General features: G+C 42.6%; 17 protein-coding genes. 6 read left to right on the top strand and 11 right to left on the bottom strand.

Annotated features, from left to right (window positions below; translation table 11 throughout):
• Positions 1-27: 27 nt before the first annotated feature.
• Positions 28-1,413, bottom strand: coding sequence for a Cof-type HAD-IIB family hydrolase (locus EJF26_RS06015; protein WP_000453131.1), 1,386 nt, complete (start codon positions 1,411-1,413; stop codon positions 28-30).
• Positions 1,414-1,478: 65 nt separating this feature from the next.
• Here EJF26_RS06015 and EJF26_RS06020 point away from each other — a divergent pair, with 65 nt between their 5' ends.
• Complete coding sequence (locus EJF26_RS06020) at positions 1,479-2,441, top strand: asparaginase (RefSeq protein ID WP_004245931.1); 963 nt, start codon at positions 1,479-1,481, stop codon at positions 2,439-2,441.
• 53 nt (positions 2,442-2,494) lie between these two features.
• Here the strand turns inward: EJF26_RS06020 and ccpA are convergent, their stop codons facing one another.
• A complete protein-coding gene (ccpA, locus tag EJF26_RS06025; RefSeq protein ID WP_001090631.1) occupies positions 2,495-3,505 on the bottom strand; it encodes a catabolite control protein A in 1,011 nt (336 codons plus the stop codon).
• A gap of 209 nt (positions 3,506-3,714) precedes the next feature.
• Here ccpA and EJF26_RS06030 point away from each other — a divergent pair, with 209 nt between their 5' ends.
• Positions 3,715-4,032 carry a DUF960 domain-containing protein gene (locus EJF26_RS06030; RefSeq protein ID WP_000886039.1) on the top strand — a complete coding sequence of 106 codons (318 nt, stop codon included), beginning with the start codon at positions 3,715-3,717 and terminating at the stop codon, positions 4,030-4,032.
• Between the two features lie 46 nt (positions 4,033-4,078).
• Here EJF26_RS06030 and folK read toward each other — a convergent pair whose 3' ends face one another.
• From folK to EJF26_RS06060, 6 genes are all read right to left on the bottom strand, one after another.
• Entirely contained in the window at positions 4,079-4,891 is an 813-nt protein-coding gene (gene folK, locus EJF26_RS06035) for a 2-amino-4-hydroxy-6-hydroxymethyldihydropteridine diphosphokinase (RefSeq protein WP_000372505.1), read from the bottom strand.
• Positions 4,892-4,933: 42 nt separating this feature from the next.
• Positions 4,934-5,488, bottom strand: coding sequence for a GTP cyclohydrolase I FolE (gene folE, locus EJF26_RS06040; RefSeq protein ID WP_000380910.1), 555 nt, complete (start codon positions 5,486-5,488; stop codon positions 4,934-4,936).
• A gap of 3 nt (positions 5,489-5,491) precedes the next feature.
• A complete protein-coding gene (locus EJF26_RS06045; RefSeq protein WP_004246063.1) occupies positions 5,492-6,793 on the bottom strand; it encodes a bifunctional folylpolyglutamate synthase/dihydrofolate synthase in 1,302 nt (433 codons plus the stop codon).
• A 1-nt stretch (position 6,794) separates the two neighbouring features.
• The gene (gene folP / locus EJF26_RS06050; RefSeq protein WP_000066039.1) at positions 6,795-7,739 is read right to left on the bottom strand and encodes a dihydropteroate synthase; all 945 of its coding nucleotides are present in this window, start codon (positions 7,737-7,739) and stop codon (positions 6,795-6,797) included.
• A gap of 103 nt (positions 7,740-7,842) precedes the next feature.
• A complete protein-coding gene (locus EJF26_RS06055) occupies positions 7,843-8,550 on the bottom strand; it encodes a CPBP family intramembrane glutamic endopeptidase (protein WP_000726541.1) in 708 nt (235 codons plus the stop codon).
• 60 nt (positions 8,551-8,610) lie between these two features.
• Positions 8,611-10,029: an NCS2 family permease gene (locus EJF26_RS06060; RefSeq protein ID WP_000359249.1), complete on the bottom strand. Its 1,419-nt coding sequence runs from the start codon at positions 10,027-10,029 to the stop codon at positions 8,611-8,613.
• A 185-nt stretch (positions 10,030-10,214) separates the two neighbouring features.
• Here EJF26_RS06060 and EJF26_RS06065 point away from each other — a divergent pair, with 185 nt between their 5' ends.
• The 4 genes from EJF26_RS06065 to EJF26_RS06080 all read left to right on the top strand — a co-directional run bounded on the left by EJF26_RS06065 (position 10,215) and on the right by EJF26_RS06080 (position 14,095).
• Positions 10,215-11,027: a Cof-type HAD-IIB family hydrolase gene (locus EJF26_RS06065; RefSeq protein WP_000162368.1), complete on the top strand. Its 813-nt coding sequence runs from the start codon at positions 10,215-10,217 to the stop codon at positions 11,025-11,027.
• A gap of 265 nt (positions 11,028-11,292) precedes the next feature.
• Complete coding sequence (locus EJF26_RS06070; RefSeq protein ID WP_000021995.1) at positions 11,293-12,282, top strand: PTS sugar transporter subunit IIB; 990 nt, start codon at positions 11,293-11,295, stop codon at positions 12,280-12,282.
• 74 nt (positions 12,283-12,356) lie between these two features.
• On the top strand, positions 12,357-13,169 hold the full coding sequence (locus EJF26_RS06075) for a PTS mannose/fructose/sorbose transporter subunit IIC (protein WP_001280319.1): 813 nt from the start codon (positions 12,357-12,359) through the stop codon (positions 13,167-13,169).
• A gap of 14 nt (positions 13,170-13,183) precedes the next feature.
• Entirely contained in the window at positions 13,184-14,095 is a 912-nt protein-coding gene (locus tag EJF26_RS06080) for a PTS system mannose/fructose/sorbose family transporter subunit IID (protein ID WP_000818317.1), read from the top strand.
• A gap of 61 nt (positions 14,096-14,156) precedes the next feature.
• On the opposite strand, the gene EJF26_RS06085 is transcribed toward EJF26_RS06080, so the two are convergent.
• The 3 genes from EJF26_RS06085 to EJF26_RS06095 form a co-directional block, all read right to left on the bottom strand.
• Positions 14,157-16,385 (bottom strand): HAD-IC family P-type ATPase, encoded by a 2,229-nt coding sequence (locus EJF26_RS06085; protein ID WP_000876384.1) that lies wholly within the window; start codon positions 16,383-16,385, stop codon positions 14,157-14,159.
• A 165-nt stretch (positions 16,386-16,550) separates the two neighbouring features.
• Complete coding sequence (gene pepC / locus EJF26_RS06090) at positions 16,551-17,885, bottom strand: aminopeptidase C (protein WP_000991669.1); 1,335 nt, start codon at positions 17,883-17,885, stop codon at positions 16,551-16,553.
• A gap of 110 nt (positions 17,886-17,995) precedes the next feature.
• Positions 17,996-18,718 (bottom strand): pseudouridine synthase, encoded by a 723-nt coding sequence (locus EJF26_RS06095; RefSeq protein WP_001234882.1) that lies wholly within the window; start codon positions 18,716-18,718, stop codon positions 17,996-17,998.
• Between the last annotated feature and the right edge of the window lie 6 nt (positions 18,719-18,724).

Here is an 18,724-nt window from a genome sequence, read left to right on the forward strand (position 1 = left end):
AAGGAGCCTGCTAGGCTCCCTTTTTTCTTACTTATTTCTCTCTTTATGTCGCTCATAAGCCTTGAGCTGACGCTGCAGTTCCTTTCTGATAGCAGGTTCTGGAGCATATTTTTCGTCCCAGTCATCCGGTTTTAAGATTTTATGTGTAACTGGATCAAAATGGGCTTTTCCATCAGGAAAAACCTTCCCCATGTTTGCCTCATGCACAATATCAAAGATGCGTTCTGGATCCACTCCCATCAAGGCAAAACTACCGTAAGTAAAATACAGTGTATCGATTAGGGCATCAACCTGCCCGATTAGATCTTTTTGGGCAGGCGTTTTTTGCCTCACCTTTTCGGCCGCCTTATCAAGTGCCGCATGCATGCTGTTAAGTGCCTGCTGGAATTCTTCCTCCGAAGAACTTGCCGCTCGAACAAACTCTACTAATTCTTCAATTTTAAAGTCTGCGCGGTGGGTTGCCCCTTCAACATCCCATGCCTGTGGCTCTTCCTGCGTCCGTTCATCCATCATGTGATGGAAGGTCTTGACCTTATTAAAATGGTAATCTCGACTGACAAAAACTTTTTCTGAAGCCAAAACACCAAAGTGCTCGAGCGCCTTATGGATGCCATCTTGTTGGTTACTTGCTGTAATGTGCTTGGCAACTTCTTTGACGCTGCTACTGCCATTTCCCATGGCTACAGACATACCAACACCCGCCAACATTTCTAGGTCATTGTCTGAATCACCAAAGGCCATGACTTGGTTGAGATCAAAACCATATTCTTTCCCGACTCGACGAATGCCTTCTAGTTTGGAATTTCCTTGGTTGATGACATCCGCAGCGAAGGGATTGCTTCGAGTCAATTTCAAGTCTTCAAAATCACTTGCAGCTTTCTCAGATTCTTCAGGAGTCATCAGCATTAACACTTGATAGATTGGCTCATTTATCAAACGAAGCAGGTCATCTTCCTTTTGAGGGACTGCCTTGCTAACCATTCGATTAAAGGAACGGCTCACGGTTCTTGTCAGAACAGTCGGAATAAAACGACTAACCAGCTGCGAAAAGGATCCAAGACCAAATGACATAATTTTCGAACCAACAACAGCATGCTCGGTTCCAAGAGCGATTTCTTTTCGCTCCTTTTTAGCATAGGCAATCAATTGACGCAGGCTTGACTTAGCAATCGGGCTAGCAAATAAGACTTTTTCTTTATTAAAGATATATTGTCCGTTATAAGTTATTGCAAAATCCAAGTCCAAGTCTTCCATCAATTCCTTGACAAAGAAAGGCCCCCGTCCTGTCGCCACTCCAACAAGCACCCCTTGTTCCTTCACGATCCTAATCGCGTCCTTAGTGGATTTCAAAACACTCTTACGATCGTTGACTAGCGTTCCATCGATATCAAAAAAAACAGCTTTGACTTCCATCCTATCCCATTCTCCCCTTTTGTGTTACAATGATTATACCACATTTCAGAGAGAGTGAGTAAATCATGCCTAAGAAAATCCTTGTTTTACATACAGGTGGGACTATTTCCATGCAAGCCGACGCCACTGGTGCAGTTGTAACCAGTCAGGACAATCCCATGAACCATGTATCCAATCCACTTGAAGGGATTGAGGTTCATGCCCTAGACTTTTTTAACCTACCGAGTCCCCATATCAAACCTAAACATATGCTTGCACTCTATCATAAAATCAAAGAGGAAGCTAATAACTACGATGGAGTTGTCATCACACATGGTACAGATACCTTAGAAGAAACAGCTTACTTTCTTGATACCATGGAAATCCCACACATGCCCATTGTTCTAACAGGAGCTATGCGTAGTTCAAACGAACTCGGTAGTGATGGAGTTTATAATTATCTGAGTGCTTTACGAGTCGCCAGCGATGACAAAGCAGCCGACAAGGGTGTGCTGGTCGTCATGAATGATGAGATTCACGCAGCAAAGTATGTTACCAAAACCCATACGACCAACGTCGGTACCTTTCAAACTCCTACTCACGGGCCTCTCGGTCTCATCATGAAGCAAGAAATCCTCTACTTCAAAACAGCTGAGCCTCGTGTCCGTTTTGATCTCGAACATATTCAAGGTCTGGTTCCCATCATCTCCGCTTATGCAGGAATGACCGATGAGCTGATTGACATGCTTGACCTAGATCACCTAGATGGATTAGTCGTTCAAGCTTTTGGAGCAGGTAATGTACCCAAAGAAACAGCTCAAAAATTAGAAAGTCTCCTCCAAAAAGACATTCCAGTCGCCTTGGTCTCACGATGCTTTAACGGAATTGCAGAGCCCGTTTACGCCTATCCGGGCGGAGGAGTTCAATTACAAGAGTCTGGCGTTTTCTTTGTCAAAGAACTCAATGCTCAAAAAGCTCGCCTCAAGTTATTGATTGCTATCAACGCGGGACTAAAAGGGCAGGCCTTAAAAGACTATATGGAAGGCTAATCCTCTTCTCTAGAACACAAAATCAGGAAATCTTCTCGATTCCCTGATTTTTTCTATTTACGTTTTCGTGTCGAACGACGTTCTGTCAAACCGTGAGGCAGGAGAACTTCACGTTCTTCCAACTCTTCTTTATGCATAATCTTGGTCAACATACGCATACTGATAGCACCAAGGTCGTATAGAGGTTGAGCAATAGTCGTTAAGTTTGGACGAGTGAATCGTGCAATTTGAGAATCATCTGTCGTGATGATTTCAAACTCTTCTGGTACAGAAATACCGTGATCTGCCAAGCCATTTAACACACCCGCAGCCAATTCATCACCTGTCACAACCGCGGCTGTAGCCTGTGAAGAAACCAAGCGCTCTGCCAAGGCATAGCCATCATTATAGCTGTATTTAGACTCAAATACCAAGCCCTCGCTATAAGGAATTCCTGCCTTTTTCAAAGCTTCCTTGTAACCAATCAATCGAATTTTACCATTGATATCATCAACAAGTGGTCCACTGATAAAGGCAATCTTTTCATTTTCCTGAAGCAAATGAGTTACTGCATCAATCGTTGCTTGTTTGTAGTCAATATTAACACTTGGCAACTGGTGTTCGATATCCACCGTTCCTGCAAGGACAACTGGTGTCCGAGAACGAGAAAATTCTGAACGAATCTTTTCAGTCAAGTGATAACCCATAAAAATGATCCCGTCAACCTGTTTTGAAAAGAGAGTATTAACTACTGAAACTTCTTTTTCATCGTCTTCATCACTGTTGGCTAGGACGATATTGTACTTATACATCTCTGCAATATCATCAATTCCTTTGGCTAGGGTTGAAAAATAGCCATTGGTGATATTTGGAATCACAACACCAACTGTCGTGGTTTTCTTGCTGGCCAAGCCACGCGCTACCGCATTTGGACGGTAGTCAAGACGATCGATCACCTCTAGAACTTTTTTACGAGTATTCTCTTTGACGTTCTTATTGCCATTCACTACACGGCTAACAGTTGCCATTGAAACCCCAGCTTCACGGGCAACATCATAAATCGTTACTGTATCATCTGTGTTCATTCTGTTTCCTTTCTATATTGAAAATTTCGCTTTCATACATCTGCTTACTCCATTTTATCACTTATTGTAAACACTTTCAAGTATTTTTTAGAGAAACTTTGAAAAAATTTCACAACCTATTCCCATTTTGAAAAAGTGAGTACGATTTCTTGATTTTTGGGATGTTTTGCTGTATGATAAGGAAAAATAAAATGGGGGAGGGAATGTTTATGGCTTTTACAAATACTCAGAGACGTTCTGCCAGTTTTGGCGTTGTGACCAGCTTGCCTGACGATGTTATCGACTCTTTATGGTTTATTATCGATCATTTTTTGAAAAATGTCTTTGAATTAGAAGAGGAACTTGAATTTCAACTGCTAAATAACGAGGGAACCATCACCTTCCATTTCTCTAGTCAGCACCTGCCGACTAGTATCGACTTTGATTTTAATCACCCCTTTGACCCTCTTTACCCTCCTCGGGTTCTTGTTTTAGACATGGACGGGAAAGAAACCATCCTCCTTCCTGAAGAAAATGACCTATTTTAAAAACTCTAGCTTCTCGGCGCAAACTGCTGAGGAACTAGAGTTTTTTCTATTTGTTCAATTCTTGATACAAGTAACGAATTGGTTGTTTTAGGATCGGATGGATAAAATGGGGAGCTATTTCCTGTAAGGGCTCAAGAACAAAGAGGCGTTCTGCTATATAAGGATGAGGCAAGATGAGGTTGTCTGTATAAATGACCTGGTCCTCCACAAAAAGCAAATCCAAATCAATCAAACGCGGTCCCCAATGCACCTCTCGAACCCGTCCCATTTCTGACTCAATGGCTAATAATGTTTCTAACAAGACTGGTGCTGGCAGCCAGGTTTCTACTTCAATTACCTGATTGGCAAAGCTATCCTGTTCCACACCGCCCCAAGGCTCCGTCATCGAGACACTGGACTCTTTTAAAATATGGATACCACGAGCTCGCAGTTTGTCAATAGCTTGTTCCAAGTTTGCTTGCTTATCCCCCATATTGCTTCCTAGGGCGATAAAAGCTCGTTGCTTACGACGGTGAATGGTCACCGAGCAGGTATCTAGTGGCAAATGAACTGGCGCCCAAGGTTTTTTCAGTTCCAGCTCAATCTCCTGAACGAGAGGATAGGTCTCAAAGGTACGCTCTACTAGTTTGTAGGCTACCGTCTCAATCAAGTCCTCAGTGGTTTCCTGAAACCAAGCTGTCCACTGCTGACAAAGTTCGCCGTAATGGATAGAAGCTTCCAAATCCAAGTCTGTCGCTACCTTGGTCATATCATAGGATAAGCTTGCGGAAATAACAAACTTCTGCCCCAATTCTTTCTCACTTGGAAAAAGACCATGATAAGCAAAAATTTCCAAATCTTTAATCTGCAGTTGATCCATAACTAGTCCTTTCTAGAAAAATTCGCATGAAGCGGATTCTTTTTATAGTCCCATTAGACGATAAGCCTGATCTCGTAGATCCTTATCGGTCTCAAATAGACCTCGAGCTACTGTCGTCAATGTTGCAGTGCCTGGTTTTCGAACACCACGCATGCTCATACACATATGCTCTGCCTCAATGACAACAAAGGCTCCCTTAGCCCCCAGATACTCCATCAAGGCATCGGCCACTTCGATATTCAATCGTTCTTGAATCTGTGGTTTTTTAGCATAGACTTCAACCGTACGGGCTAACTTGGACAAGCCTGCCACACGGCCATCTGGAATGTAGGCAATGTGCGCTCTCCCATAAAAGGGCAAGAAGTGGTGTTCACACATGGTGTGGAAGAAGATATCCTTTTCCACCACCATATTGTCATCAATAATTTCAAAGGATTTTGACAAATGTTCCTCCGCAGTCTGACCAAGACCTGAAAAAATCTCTTGGTACATACGGGCTACACGAGCAGGTGTTTCCTGTAATCCCTCGCGTTTAGCATCCTCACCGACGGCCTCGATAATCATTTTTACAGCCGCTTCAATCTTTTGTGTATCCATTCTCTAGTTATTCCTCTCCATCAGGTAGGCTCTCACTTGGTTCAAGAAATACAAGGAACCCGTGACAATCCTAACTGTTTTTTTCTCTTCTTTTCTATCTGTCAATTTCTGCTCTAGAAAATCCTGCCAACTTTGATAGTTGAGATTTCTAGACTCAGCTGCCTCTTTCAATACTCTTTCATCCGTCGCTCGACTATCGTCAAAATGGGTTACAGTCAATTGACTATTTGGCACCGTTTCTAGCAAATCCAGCATATCCTCCAAGGCCTTGGTTTTGATACAAGTAAAGAGAATTTCTTTATGATAGTCAGCAAAGCGTTCTTGCAAAGTATTCAACAAAGCCTTGATAGCATGCGGATTGTGAGCCCCATCTAAAATCATCAGTGGTTCACTAGACAGGACCTCCAAACGCCCTGGCCATCTGGTTTCCTCCATGGCTTGAGCAACCAAGTCATTGCTAGCTAATTCTCGCCCAGTCTCCTGGCAATAAGTGTCTAGGAGAGCAAGCGCCATCCCTGCATTCTCTATCTGATGCAAACCCAGCAGACCTGTTTGAAAACGACCTTGTCTGACAGAACTTGTATAATCAAAGCTTTCACCCGTCACCACGCTTTCTTGATGACGAACCTGGTAATCTTTCCCATAGGCAAGTCTCGGCGCATTTTTAGCTTCTGCAATAGGATTGATCACAGCCAAAGCTTCTGGAGTAATATGACCTGTCACCAAGGGAATGCCTTGTTTGATAATACCAGCCTTCTGCTCTGCTATGGCTTCCAAGGTGTCACCAAGTAGGGCTACATGGTCCAATCCAATGGTCGTAATTCCTGTTAAAATTGACTGGCAAACATTGGTACTATCCAAGAGTCCACCCATACCGACTTCCATGATGGCTACATCTACTTGTTCTGAGGCAAAGTAATCATAAGCCAGGGCTGTGATAATCTCAAACTCAGTCGTTTCTTGTAAAGCAGCGCTCCTCTCCCCCTCAAGCAAAGAGCGATAAACTGCCATGAGGGCTTCTAGCCTCGCTTCTGGGATGGATTCCCCATTGATGCTAATCTGGTCTGTATAATGAATGAGATAGGGCGAGCTGAAAACACCAACTCTCAGACCTAGCTTTTCCAGCATCTTTTTCAAAAAAGCAATGGTAGATCCCTTGCCATTGGTCCCTCCGATATGGATAACCTTGAGTTTGAGATGGGGATTACCTCGCAGGGCTAGGAGTTCTACCATTCGCTCCAAGCCAAAATGCGGTTGGTCCGTCCGGTAGTGGGCAATCCACTGATTGTTTTGAATTTCGTTCATCTTACTTATATTGTTTTAAATCTAGATTTTCCGCATCGTCTGCCAGACGGATAGCTGATGCAATTTCAACCGCCATCTTGTGACTGGCTACATCGTGCACGCGCACCACTTCCACACCCTGTCTCGCAGCGATACTGGTTACATGAGCCGAAGCTGTATCCCGATTGCGGAAACCAAGTTCGGCCTCAGGATTGACTTCAAAACCATTTTCTTCTAGGATATTGATGACAAATCGCTTACGCGAAACTCCGAGAAAGATTGGATAGCCTTGCTGGTGTAGTTTATCCAAATCACGTAAAAGGAGCAGATTTTCTTTTTTGGTCAGACCAAAGCCAATCCCTGGATCTAGCAGGATATTTTCTTTTGCTATCCCAGCTTCTTCTGCTCTTGCTAGAGCGCGGTCAAAGAACGCGGTCATCAAATCTTCTACTGGTAGTTGTTCAAAGTACGCCAAGTCTTCATTTGTAAAAGGATCCCCAAATCCAAAACGAGGAAATATGAGCGAACTAGGGTGCTGAGGTCGAGTCATGACTGGATTAAACATGATGACTACTTGCGCACCAGCCTTAGCAACCACATCCGCCATTTTCTCATCTCCCATGAGACCAGTGATATCATTGACCAGATTGGCACCAGCAGCCAAAGCAGCTTCTGCCACCTGACTCTTCCAAGTATCGATGGAGATGAGGACATCACTTTCCTTACGGATAGCTTCGATGACTGGAACAACACGCTGGATTTCCTCTTCTATCTCAACATAGCTACTTCCAGGACGAGTCGATTCTCCACCGATATCTAGCATGCTAGCTCCTTCAGCTATCAATTTACGGGCTTGCGGAAGAGCCTGGTCAACAGCAAAAAACTGCCCACCATCCGAAAAGGAATCTGGGGTTACATTGATAATTCCGCAAATGGCTGTTTTTGCCTGACTAGCTTTATTGGACATACGGTCACTCCTCAAGGTTTTTCACCACATTATTTCTCTATTTTACCATAAAAAGAAAAAGATGGATACGCTAGCATTTATCTTTTCCAAGTAAGGAAATGGTTTAGAAAGGCAAGCCTATATTTCGACTAATCAAAACCAGTAAAGCCAGTAAACAAAAGGCGATACCATTGACAATCATATGAAGCAAGATTGACATCTCTAAACGTTCTGTTCTGTAGGCTGTCCAAGTTAAAACTGTCGACATTCCTCCATAGATAAGGAGAGAAGGCAGATTGGTCGGTGTGTGGAGCAAGGCAAAGACGACTGCACCTACAAGATAACCCAACTTCTCCTTCCCGCGGAAGATCTTTTTAGGAATAATTCCACGACACAATATTTCCTCACAAATGGGAGCAATCAGAACCAGTAAGAAAAAACTGGAAATCAGCGAGCTATTCTGAACCAGATTATTAATAGTTGATTGATTGCTGGTCGTAGATTCATTCATCAGACGAAGCAAGGCAGAGCCGAATAAGTTACTTGTGAAAATAACCAAATAACTCAAAACCAAGCGGGCTAGATCTTTTGCCTTGAAAAAAGAAAGATTGAAGGTCGCAATCTCTGTTTTTCGCGCACTAAAGATAAAAACAGTTAGAATAGCAACCGACAGCAAAGCCACTAAGAGTCCTGACTGGAGGAGTGGGAATTGTCTAGCAGATAAAAGGGCAGATAAAATTAAAGGTAGTTGGGATAACACCAATCCTATTAAAAAAATCAACACCCATATTCCTCTATCCAGAATTTCTTGCCAGATACCTTTTTTCTTCATGATGTACCTCCTTATAATAAAAAGGGGAGACTCCCCTTTTTCTATTATACCATTTATAGCTTATAGCGCCATGCTAATATAGTTCAGGATGAACAAGGCATCCAAAATCCAAATCATCACGTGCACATCCTTGGCTTGACCTTTGACAACTTTTGTCAAGGTATAAGTCAAGAAACCAACAGCAATCCCTTGTGTGATAGAGTAGCTGAATCCCATAAAGATAGATGTGAAGAAGGCAGGAACCGCTTCAGCCATATCATCCCAAGGAATGTTTTTCAAGTTAGAAAGCATCATGATTCCGACGATGATTAAAATTGGCGCTGTTGCAGCTGTCGGAACAATCGCTAGAAGTGGGCTAAAGAAGCTAGAGAGAGCAAAACAGATTGCAACAACTAGGGCTGTCAAACCAGTACGTCCACCAGCACCGATACCCGCCGCAGACTCAACATAAGTCGTAACGTTTGAAGTACCTGCAATGGCACCTACTGAAGTCGCCACCAAGTCAGAGTAAAGAGCCTTGTCCAATTTAGCAGACTCATGGTTTTCCCCACTTGTCGCAACGATACCAACTTTTTCACCAGTACCGATAAGAGTACCAATTGTGTCAAAAATATCCGTTAGTGAGAAGGCAAGAATAGCCATCAAGGTTTCTGGTAAACGTGAAGTGTTTGAAATCAAAGATCCTAAACCTTCTGAGCCCAGAGCGGCACCAAACAAAGTACCAAGGTCATTAACTGCTGATGAAAGATTGTTGCTAGCGAAGTCAATCCCTGATAAATTCACAACATTAACAGCAATGGCAAGGACAGTCGTTGTTAAAATAGAAAGAATAATTCCACCTTTGATGCCTTTAACAACAAAGAAGATGGTAATAGCCAAACCAGCAAGAGCCACCAATACTGCTGGAGTATTGAAGTCTACCAAACCTGGAACAGCTGCTGAGTTTGCAGTAAGAGCAGCTTGAGCCTTGTCTGCTCCTTCACCTGCTACAGTATAAGTACCTGGATCAATCGAGAATTTCAAAAGACCAGCATTCTTAATCCCAACATAGGCAAGAAAAACACCAATACCAGCCGAAATAGCTGAACGAAGTGTTGTAGGAATTGATTCGATGATCATTTTACGAACATTTGTCAAGGTAATAATCAGTGAAATAATTCCACAAATGAAGACCATACCAAGAGCTTCTTTCCAAGTATAGCCCATCCCAAACACAACTGTAAATGTGAAGAAGGCATTCAATCCCATACCTGGTGCTTGTGCGTATGGCAAATTAGCATAGAAAGCCATCATCAAAGTACCAACTACAGAACCGATAATTGTTGCCAAGAACACACCTTGAACAGGCATCCCTGTTTGTGAAAGCATTTGAGGGTTTACAAAGAGAATGTAACTCATTGCAAAGAATGTTGTTAAACCAGCAAGCACCTCTGTACGGACATCTGTCCCGTGCTCTTTTAGTTTAAATAGTTTGTCCATGTTTAATCTCCTTTTGTTTTTTACGAACAATGAGAGTATTATATCATTTATCATTCACCTTTTCAATATGTTTGTTTGATTTATTTAACAAAATGAAATTTCTATTTTTGTTTTGAGTCTGTTTTTCTTCTTTCTTTTTGATATAATAGTAGACATCTTATCTGGAATGTACTAGGAAGGTTTATATGACTAAAAAAATTATCGCAGTCGATTTGGACGGAACCCTGCTCAACTCAGAGAGTAAGATTTCAGATTTTACTCGAAACACAATTAAACGAATTGCTGAAAAAGGCCACCATGTCATCATCACTACTGGGCGCCCTTACCGTATGGCAAAAGAATTTTATCAGGAACTAGAGTTGCACACACCTATGATCAACTTCAACGGTTCTCTTACCCATCTACCAGGACAGACTTGGGAACACGAAAAGTGCTTGACCTTGGACAAAAAATACCTCTTAGACATGGTCAAACGCAAAGAGGATATCCAAGCCGACTTTATTGCAGGAGAATACCGCAAGAAATTTTATATCACGGCTCCTAATGAAGAAATTGCCAATCCCAAACTATTTGGTGTAGAAAATTTCCAACCAGAAAATCAATTCAAATCTGAATTGGTGACCAAGGACCCTAACTGTATCCTCTTGCAAACAAGAGTCGATGATAAATACGCGCTAGCAGATGAGATGAATCGTTTTTACCAACACCAACTAGCAATCAATACCTGGGGAGGCCCTCTCAACATTCTCGAATGTACACCAAAAGGGGTCAACAAAGCTTTTGCCTTAGAATACTTGCTCAATGTTATGAACCGTGACAGACAAGATTTGATTGCCTTTGGAGATGAACACAATGACACCGAAATGTTGGCATTTGCAGGCAAGGGATATGCCATGAAAAATGCCAATCCCGATTTACTACCATATGCAGATGAACAACTCTCTCTGACAAACGATGAAGATGGTGTTGCCCATACCCTACAAGATTTGTTCCTATGACACTCAAAAAGTTAGCTTATGCTAGCTTTTTGATTTTCACAATTTTTCAATTAATCGGCCTGTTTTCATTTTTTTATATTAAATTACTCCCTTATCTTTTCAAAAAATGTTTATATATTAACATTTTGTAAACGAGTTTTCATTGAAAATTAACACATATTTATAAGAAATGGTTGCTTTTTGTTTGAAAACGGTTTATACTTAAAGTTAGGCTTAAAGTTTTCTTAAACACACAGTCAAACATTTTAAAGGAGGAATGACAATAATGAGTATCGGAATCATTATTGCGAGCCACGGCGAATTTGCTGCGGGTATTCATCAGTCCGGATCTATGATCTTTGGTGAACAAGAGAAGGTTCAAGTTGTAACCTTTATGCCAAACGAAGGTCCAGATGATCTATACGCTAAGATCAATAACGCTGTTGCTGCATTTGACGCAGAAGATGAGGTTCTAGTATTGGCTGACCTTTGGAGTGGATCTCCATTCAACCAAGCTAGCCGCGTGATGGGAGAAAATCCAGAACGTAAATTTGCCATCATCACAGGACTTAACTTGCCGATGTTGATCCAAGCCTACACAGAGCGCCTTATGGACGCTACTGCAGGTGTGGAAAAAGTCGCTGCGAACATCATTAAAGAAGCCAAAGATGGCATCAAGGCTCTTCCAGAAGAGCTTAACCCAGTTGAGGAAGTTGCAAGTGCTGCAGCTGCTCCTGCTGCCCAAGCTGCTATTCCAGAAGGAACTGTTATCGGAGACGGTAAATTGAAAATCAATCTTGCCCGTCTTGACACACGTCTTCTTCACGGACAAGTCGCAACTGCTTGGACACCAGATTCAAAAGCAGACCGTATCATCGTTGCTTCAGATAACGTTGCAAACGACGAGTTGCGTAAAGAATTGATCAAGCAAGCTGCTCCTAACGGAGTAAAAGCGAACGTTGTACCAATCAAAAAATTGATTGAAGTTGCAAAAGATCCTCGTTTTGGTAACACACATGCTCTTATCTTGTTTGAAACTCCACAAGATGCACTTCGTGCTATCGAAGGTGGCGTGCCAATCAAGACCCTTAACGTTGGTTCTATGGCTCACTCAACAGGTAAAACAATGATTAACAACGTTTTGTCTATGGACAAAGACGATGTTGCAACCTTTGAAAAAATGCGTGACCTCGGTGTTGAATTTGATGTACGTAAAGTACCAAACGACACGAAAAAAGATTTGTTTGACTTGATTAAGAAAGCAAACGTTCAATAATTTTAATCTGTTTTATCATTTTTGAAAACAGGATTAAATACTTTATTAAAACTAAATAGAAAAGGAATAAAACCATGTCAGATATTTCAATCATTTCTGCTATCTTGGTTGTAGTTGTTGCCTTCCTTGCAGGTCTTGAAGGTATCCTCGACCAATTCCAATTCCATCAACCAATCGTCGCATGTACCCTTATCGGACTTGCAACTGGTAACCTCGAAGCAGGTGTTATGCTTGGTGGATCTCTTCAAATGATTGCCCTTGGTTGGGCAAACATCGGAGCTGCCGTAGCTCCTGACGCTGCTCTTGCATCTGTTGCCGCAGCGATCATCTTGATTAAAGGTGGTAACTTTACTACTGAAGGTATTGCCGTTGCAACTGCAACAGCTATCCCTCTTGCCGTAGCTGGACTATTCTTGACAATGATTGTTCGTACAATCTCAGTTGCCTTGGTTCACTCTGCTGACGCTGCTGCTAAAGATGGAAACATTGCGGCTGTTGAACGCGCTCACTACTTTGCTCTTATTCTTCAGGGTCTTCGTATCGCGATCCCTGCAGCCTTCCTTATCGCTATCCCAGCTTCTGCTGTTAAAGACGCTCTTGGTCTAATGCCAGAATGGTTGAATGGTGGTATGGCTGTCGGTGGTGCTATGGTCGTTGCCGTTGGTTACGCTATGGTTATCAACATGATGGCAACTCGTGAAGTATGGCCATTCTTCGCTATCGGTTTCGCTCTTGCAGCGATTTCTCAATTGACTTTGATTGCCCTTGGTGTCATCGGCGTTGCCCTTGCCTTCATCTACCTTAACCTTTCAAAACAAGGTGGAAACGGTGGCGGCGGAGCTGCAACTTCTAACGACCCAATCGGTGATATCCTAGAAGACTACTAGAAAGGGGAACAATCATGGCTGAAAAAATTCAATTATCAAAATCAGATCGTCAAAAAGTTTGGTGGCGTTCACAATTCCTTCAAGGTTCTTGGAACTACGAACGTATGCAAAACTTGGGTTGGGCTTACTCATTGATCCCAGCTATCAAAAAATTGTACACTAAAAAAGAAGACCAAGCGGCTGCTCTTGAGCGTCACCTTGAGTTCTTCAACACTCACCCATACGTAGCTGCTCCAATCATGGGGGTTACTCTTGCACTTGAAGAAGAGCGCGCTAACGGTGTTGAAATCGACGACGCGGCTATCCAAGGGGTTAAAATCGGTATGATGGGACCTCTTGCTGGTATCGGTGACCCAGTATTCTGGTTTACAGTTCGTCCTATCCTTGGAGCCCTTGGTGCATCACTTGCTGCATCTGGTAACATTGTTGGTCCTCTTCTCTTCTTCTTTGGATGGAATGCTATCCGTATGGCCTTCCTATGGTATACACAAGAGTTCGGTTACAAAGCTGGATCTGAAATCACTAAAGACATGTCTGGTGGTATCTTGAAAGACATCACTAAAGGAGCTTCTATCCTTGGTATGTTCATCCTTGCCGTTCTTGTACAACGTTGGGTATCTATCAACTTTACTGTTAATCTTCCAGGTAAACAATTGGCAGAAGGTGCTTACATCAACTTCCCAGAAGGACCTGTATCAGGTGCTGAATTGAAAGGTATTCTTGGTCAAGCACTTGGTGGATTGAGCCTAGATAAGATTCAACCACAAACCCTTCAAGGTCAGTTGAACTCATTGATTCCAGGATTGATGGGACTTCTCCTTACTTTCCTTTGCATGTGGTTGCTTAAGAAAAAAGTATCACCTATCACAATCATCCTTGCCCTCTTTGCAGTAGGTATCGCAGCTCGTTTCTTCGGTATCATGTAATCCAAGCCATCGAGAATATAGATAAAAAGAATCAGGATTAAACCCTGATTCTTTTTGTGTATCAACTTTTTCTCCTAGTAAGATAATGAAAGCTTCCAATTACAACTGCTAGAATGGCAACATAGAGCATTTGAGTGGCTTCTAAAGGCACAAAAGCTCCTTGCAGGATAAAAGTATTGGCAAGTACGCCAACAAGAGCTCCAAGGCTCAAAAACGTGAGCAAGACTAGCTTGTATCGATTAAAGGGAAGGCTGACCTTAGCAACCAGGCATAGACCATTGATCAGAGCAAGGAGGAAGCAAATAAATTTGACCTGACCTGGGACAGTGATAAAGAAGTTCGTCAAGAGAACACTAGCGACTAGAATGCCACCGCCAATCGCAGCATTGGTCAAAATATCTCGCATAAAATGTGTGCTGACCTTTTCTTTATTGGACTCAAAAGTTAGGAAGAAGGATGGAATCCCAATCGTAATGGCTGAAATGATTGTAAACTGAATGGGGATAAAGGCAAATTCCAAACCAAATACCACACTCAAAATGGCAAAAACGATGGAGAAGAAGGTCTTTGTTAGAAAGAGAGAGGCTACCTTTTGGATGTTATTGATGACCCGGCGACCTTCCATCAAGATATCATAAAATACCGCAAAATCATCGGTCAAAAAAACAATATTGGATACACTTTTGGCTGCGCTAGTAGCACCATTCATAGCAAAACTGATATCTGCTTTCTTGAGAGCCAGAACATCATTGACCCCGTCACCACTCATGGCAACTGTTTTACCAGCATTTTGCAAAACGGTCACCATCTTTTCTTTCTGCTCAGGTGTAACGCGTCCAAAGATATCATGTTCCAAGACCACTCTTTCAAAGTCATCATCGCTCACCTTGGTCATATCAATCGTCCGCGCTTCCTCCTTAAAACCTGCTTTACGAGCCACCCCATATACAGCCACATGATTATCACCACTGATAATCTTCACTTCAACACCTTGTGACTCGAAATAGTCAAAGGTTTCCTTGGTATTGTCCTTGATCTCATCTGACAAAACGACATGGCCTAGTAGTTCCATATTGGCTGGACTCGTAATCTGGTCCTTGCTATAAGCGAGTGTTAAGATTCGAAAACCTTGCTGTTTTAGATCTTCATAGTAGGCATCCATCGGCTGGGTAAAACCTAGAAATTCATAGGCTCCAAAGAAATAGGTCCCACCCTCTTTTACTTGGACAAAGGAATACTTGTTTTTGCTTGAAAAGGCACCGACTTCTTGAACTTTCCACTTTTTCTCACAGGTTAAGTAAGTCTTCAGAGCTCGCGAAGTCGCATTTTCATCCTCGAAATAAGCCAGATAAGAAGACAGTTTCTCTGCTAGCTTCTCATCCATTTCTTGGACTTTCATATTCCCCGTCGTGATAGTTCCTGTCTTATCAAAACAAAGAACATCTACTCGCGCCAAGGTCTCTACACAGTATAGTTCCTGCACCAGAACCTTCTTTTTAGCCAGCTTCATAGTCGCTACTGCTAGGGAAACGCTAACCAGGAGAATCAAGCCCTCTGGAATCATGCCGACCAAGGCGCCTGAACTTCCCAAAACAATCTCAACATAAGTCCGTCCTAGACTAAAACCTCTGACATAAAGCAGAATGGCAACTGGCACCAGCAAGATGGAGACGATTTTTAAAATCTTATCCATATAATCGCGCAGTTGAGAAGGGTATTTTTTGAATTCCTTGCTGGATTTTGCAAGTTTGTTAATATAGCTATCTGGACCCACAGCCGTTGCCATAACCAGACAAGTACCGCTGACGACATTGCTTCCGCTCATCAGCTTGTCACCAACTGTTTTAAAGACCGAATCACTCTCACCAGTCAGCAAGGACTCATCCACTTCAATATTCCCTTCAAGCACTTCTGCATCGACAGGTACCTGATCTCCCAGATTGAGATGCAGATATTCCCCCAGTACGATGTCTTCTGGATCAATCTCAATCGTTTGACCATCTCGATTGACCTTGTACTTACTTTTACCAAGCAAACTTAGCTTTTCCAAAGCATTTTTTGAACGCACTTCTTGGAAAATCCCGATGGCTGTATTGATAGCAATCACGCCTAAAAAGAGCATATTCTCAAATCGCAAGGTTGTGGCTACCAGAACTGCCAGAGCCAAGTTCATGGCATTAAAGAAGGTAAAGATATTTGAAACGACGATTTCCTTGGTTGTTTTATAGGGTTTAATGTCGCTGATGTTTCGTTGACGATCCTTGATGTCTTGGCTACTTAAATACTTCATTTCTACTCCGATATCCTTTTGTACTACTATAGTAACACATATCTTTTTCTCTGTCACTTAAAGACTCAAAATAAGGAGAACTCACTTAGCAAGCAGCATCTATCGCCACTTTCAAAAGGATTTAAAAAAGAGGCTAGGATTCCCCTAACCTCTTTTCTTTATGCTTTATTCTGCCAAGGCACCCATTGGATCCCATGGTGCAAGTACGATTGGTTCTGCTTCATAAGCAGCCCGTTCTTCTGCTGTCAGCAATTCCTTACGGACAACGATTTGGTAAGTGTATTCATCCATCCAAGCATCTGAGGCAACGAAGTAACCATCTGTACCGACCTTGTCTCCCCATGAGTTTTCAACCTTCCACTTGGTTGACTTGCCATTTTCATCCAAATCCACACCTGTCAAGACCATGGCGTGGGTCATCAAACTTTCGCTGTAGTCCAAACGTCCAGCCTTGTCTTGAGTGAGTTGAATATCCATGCTTGATTCAAAGTCATAAACATCTGTCGCAAGGATTCCAGCTTTGCGGTTGCTGAGCTGGCCGACATCTGAACCAAACCAAACAGTTTCTCCTGTTTGCATTTGGGCAATCGCCAATTCTTTCAAGCGTTCCATTGGAACGTTGATGTAGCGAACTGCACGGCTACCGACGACATTTCCCAACATCTCAACTGTATAAGATTTGCCGTAAGGCTTGTCAGCAGTTGGAGCATTGATAACAGAAACGTAGTCTTCTAGAGGAAGATTAACATATTTCTTGTAAAATTCTTGTGGTGTGATACCCTTTTCACTTTGGTAATTATCATCCTTATCACGATAAGCAAAGTCAAATTTACGTGGTGGAAGTCCTAAAGACATTCCAAGGAAGTTAAAGATTTCTTGCAAGAGGTCTTCTTTCTTTGTTTGAACAGTCGCTTGGTCTGCACCAGAAGCGAGCAAGTCACGCAAGATTTGAGCATCTTGACGAAGCAATTTATTAAGGATGGCATTGAGCTCACGGCTGCTGCTAGATGAAACAGACTCAGGATAAACAGACTTAGGAACGACACCGTATTTCTCAAAGAGGGAAACGACCATATCCCATTGACCACCATCTTGTTGAGGAGTTTGGAGTAGGAAGCTAACCTTGCGACTCGTCAATTCTTGGTCTGCAGTCGCAATGACTTGCTCCAAGAACCAGTTGGATTTCTCGTACTTGTCCCAGAAGAATGTGTGAGCTTGTGACAATTCAAAGTTTTCAAGCTTGTATTGAGAGATGAGTTTGTGGCGGAAGGTGTTGAGAGCTGCAAACATCCAGCAACGACCAGAGGCTTTCTGATTGGTTACCTTGTCCTTGGTCAAATCCAATGAGAAAACAGGTGTATTGTCTACATGGCTTTGGCGACGCTCTAGGGCTGCAAAAATTCCATTGTGGCTGGCAGCATTTTCGATCGCTTGGTATTTGACATTTGCTTCATAGTTGGCAAATAGTTTATCTGTAAATGATTCTTGAATCGCGTTCATAGATTCCTCCTTTTATTCTACTGTCTATTATAACTCTTTTCACAAAGGAAGCAACTGAAAAACGAAAAAGGCAGGGATATTCTCCCTCACCTTTTCTAACATAATCCAAACTAAGCAATACTAGCAAGAAGCTCCTCTAACTCCTCCTTGGTCAGACGACGCCATTCTCCTCGTTGCAAGTTCTCATCCAAGACCAGAGTTCCCATAGTCAAACGTTGTAGGTCCACCACTTCCTTGCCACAGTAGGATACCATACGCTTGACCTGATGGAACTTCCCTTCAGCAATGGTTACACGAACCAAACTTTGATTCTTTTCTGTATCGATAGAAACAATCTCCAGCTTAGCTGGCTGGCAGGTAAAGTCCTTAAGCGGAATGCCCTTGGCAAATGTCTCCACATCTTCTTGGGTCATGATGCCCTCGACTTGCGCCAGATAGGTCTTATCCACATGACGTTTAGGCGAAAGCAGCGCATGGGCCAGCTGGCCATTATTAGTCAAAAGTAGGAGACCATGCGTATCGATATCCAAGCGACCCACTGGAAAAACTTCCTTGGCGCGAGCATAGTCATCTAACCAGTCTAAAACTGTTCTGTGCTTGGAATCCTCAGTCGCTGAAATAACGCCTTGGGGCTTGTTCATCATGTAGTAGACAAACTCTTCATACTCCAGCACTTGGCCATCAAAGCGAATCTCATCTCTTTCTTCATCAATCTGCAGTTTTGCTAACTTTTCTTTTTTACCATTTACTGTCACGCGCCCAGCCTTGAGCAAGTTTTTGACCTCAGTTCGACTCCCTACAGCGCAGGCAACTAAAAATTTATCTAATCTCATAGAACT

Source organism: Streptococcus oralis subsp. dentisani, assembly GCF_007475365.1.
Classification (GTDB): domain Bacteria; phylum Bacillota; class Bacilli; order Lactobacillales; family Streptococcaceae; genus Streptococcus; species Streptococcus mitis_AX.

Excerpts from the sequence above, each read along its gene's own strand:
- EJF26_RS06015 (WP_000453131.1), bottom strand. The coding sequence starts at position 1,413 with ATGGAAGTCAAAGCTGTTTTTTTTGATATCGATGGAACGCTAGTCAAC.
- EJF26_RS06020 (WP_004245931.1), top strand. The coding sequence starts at position 1,479 with ATGCCTAAGAAAATCCTTGTTTTACATACAGGTGGGACTATTTCCATG.
- ccpA (WP_001090631.1), bottom strand. The coding sequence starts at position 3,505 with ATGAACACAGATGATACAGTAACGATTTATGATGTTGCCCGTGAAGCT.
- EJF26_RS06030 (WP_000886039.1), top strand. The coding sequence starts at position 3,715 with ATGGCTTTTACAAATACTCAGAGACGTTCTGCCAGTTTTGGCGTTGTG.
- folK (WP_000372505.1), bottom strand. The coding sequence starts at position 4,891 with ATGGATCAACTGCAGATTAAAGATTTGGAAATTTTTGCTTATCATGGT.
- folE (WP_000380910.1), bottom strand. The coding sequence starts at position 5,488 with ATGGATACACAAAAGATTGAAGCGGCTGTAAAAATGATTATCGAGGCC.
- EJF26_RS06045 (WP_004246063.1), bottom strand. The coding sequence starts at position 6,793 with ATGAACGAAATTCAAAACAATCAGTGGATTGCCCACTACCGGACGGAC.
- folP (WP_000066039.1), bottom strand. The coding sequence starts at position 7,739 with ATGTCCAATAAAGCTAGTCAGGCAAAAACAGCCATTTGCGGAATTATC.
- EJF26_RS06055 (WP_000726541.1), bottom strand. The coding sequence starts at position 8,550 with ATGAAGAAAAAAGGTATCTGGCAAGAAATTCTGGATAGAGGAATATGG.
- EJF26_RS06060 (WP_000359249.1), bottom strand. The coding sequence starts at position 10,029 with ATGGACAAACTATTTAAACTAAAAGAGCACGGGACAGATGTCCGTACA.
- EJF26_RS06065 (WP_000162368.1), top strand. The coding sequence starts at position 10,215 with ATGACTAAAAAAATTATCGCAGTCGATTTGGACGGAACCCTGCTCAAC.
- EJF26_RS06070 (WP_000021995.1), top strand. The coding sequence starts at position 11,293 with ATGAGTATCGGAATCATTATTGCGAGCCACGGCGAATTTGCTGCGGGT.
- EJF26_RS06075 (WP_001280319.1), top strand. The coding sequence starts at position 12,357 with ATGTCAGATATTTCAATCATTTCTGCTATCTTGGTTGTAGTTGTTGCC.
- EJF26_RS06080 (WP_000818317.1), top strand. The coding sequence starts at position 13,184 with ATGGCTGAAAAAATTCAATTATCAAAATCAGATCGTCAAAAAGTTTGG.
- EJF26_RS06085 (WP_000876384.1), bottom strand. The coding sequence starts at position 16,385 with ATGAAGTATTTAAGTAGCCAAGACATCAAGGATCGTCAACGAAACATC.
- pepC (WP_000991669.1), bottom strand. The coding sequence starts at position 17,885 with ATGAACGCGATTCAAGAATCATTTACAGATAAACTATTTGCCAACTAT.
- EJF26_RS06095 (WP_001234882.1), bottom strand. The coding sequence starts at position 18,718 with ATGAGATTAGATAAATTTTTAGTTGCCTGCGCTGTAGGGAGTCGAACT.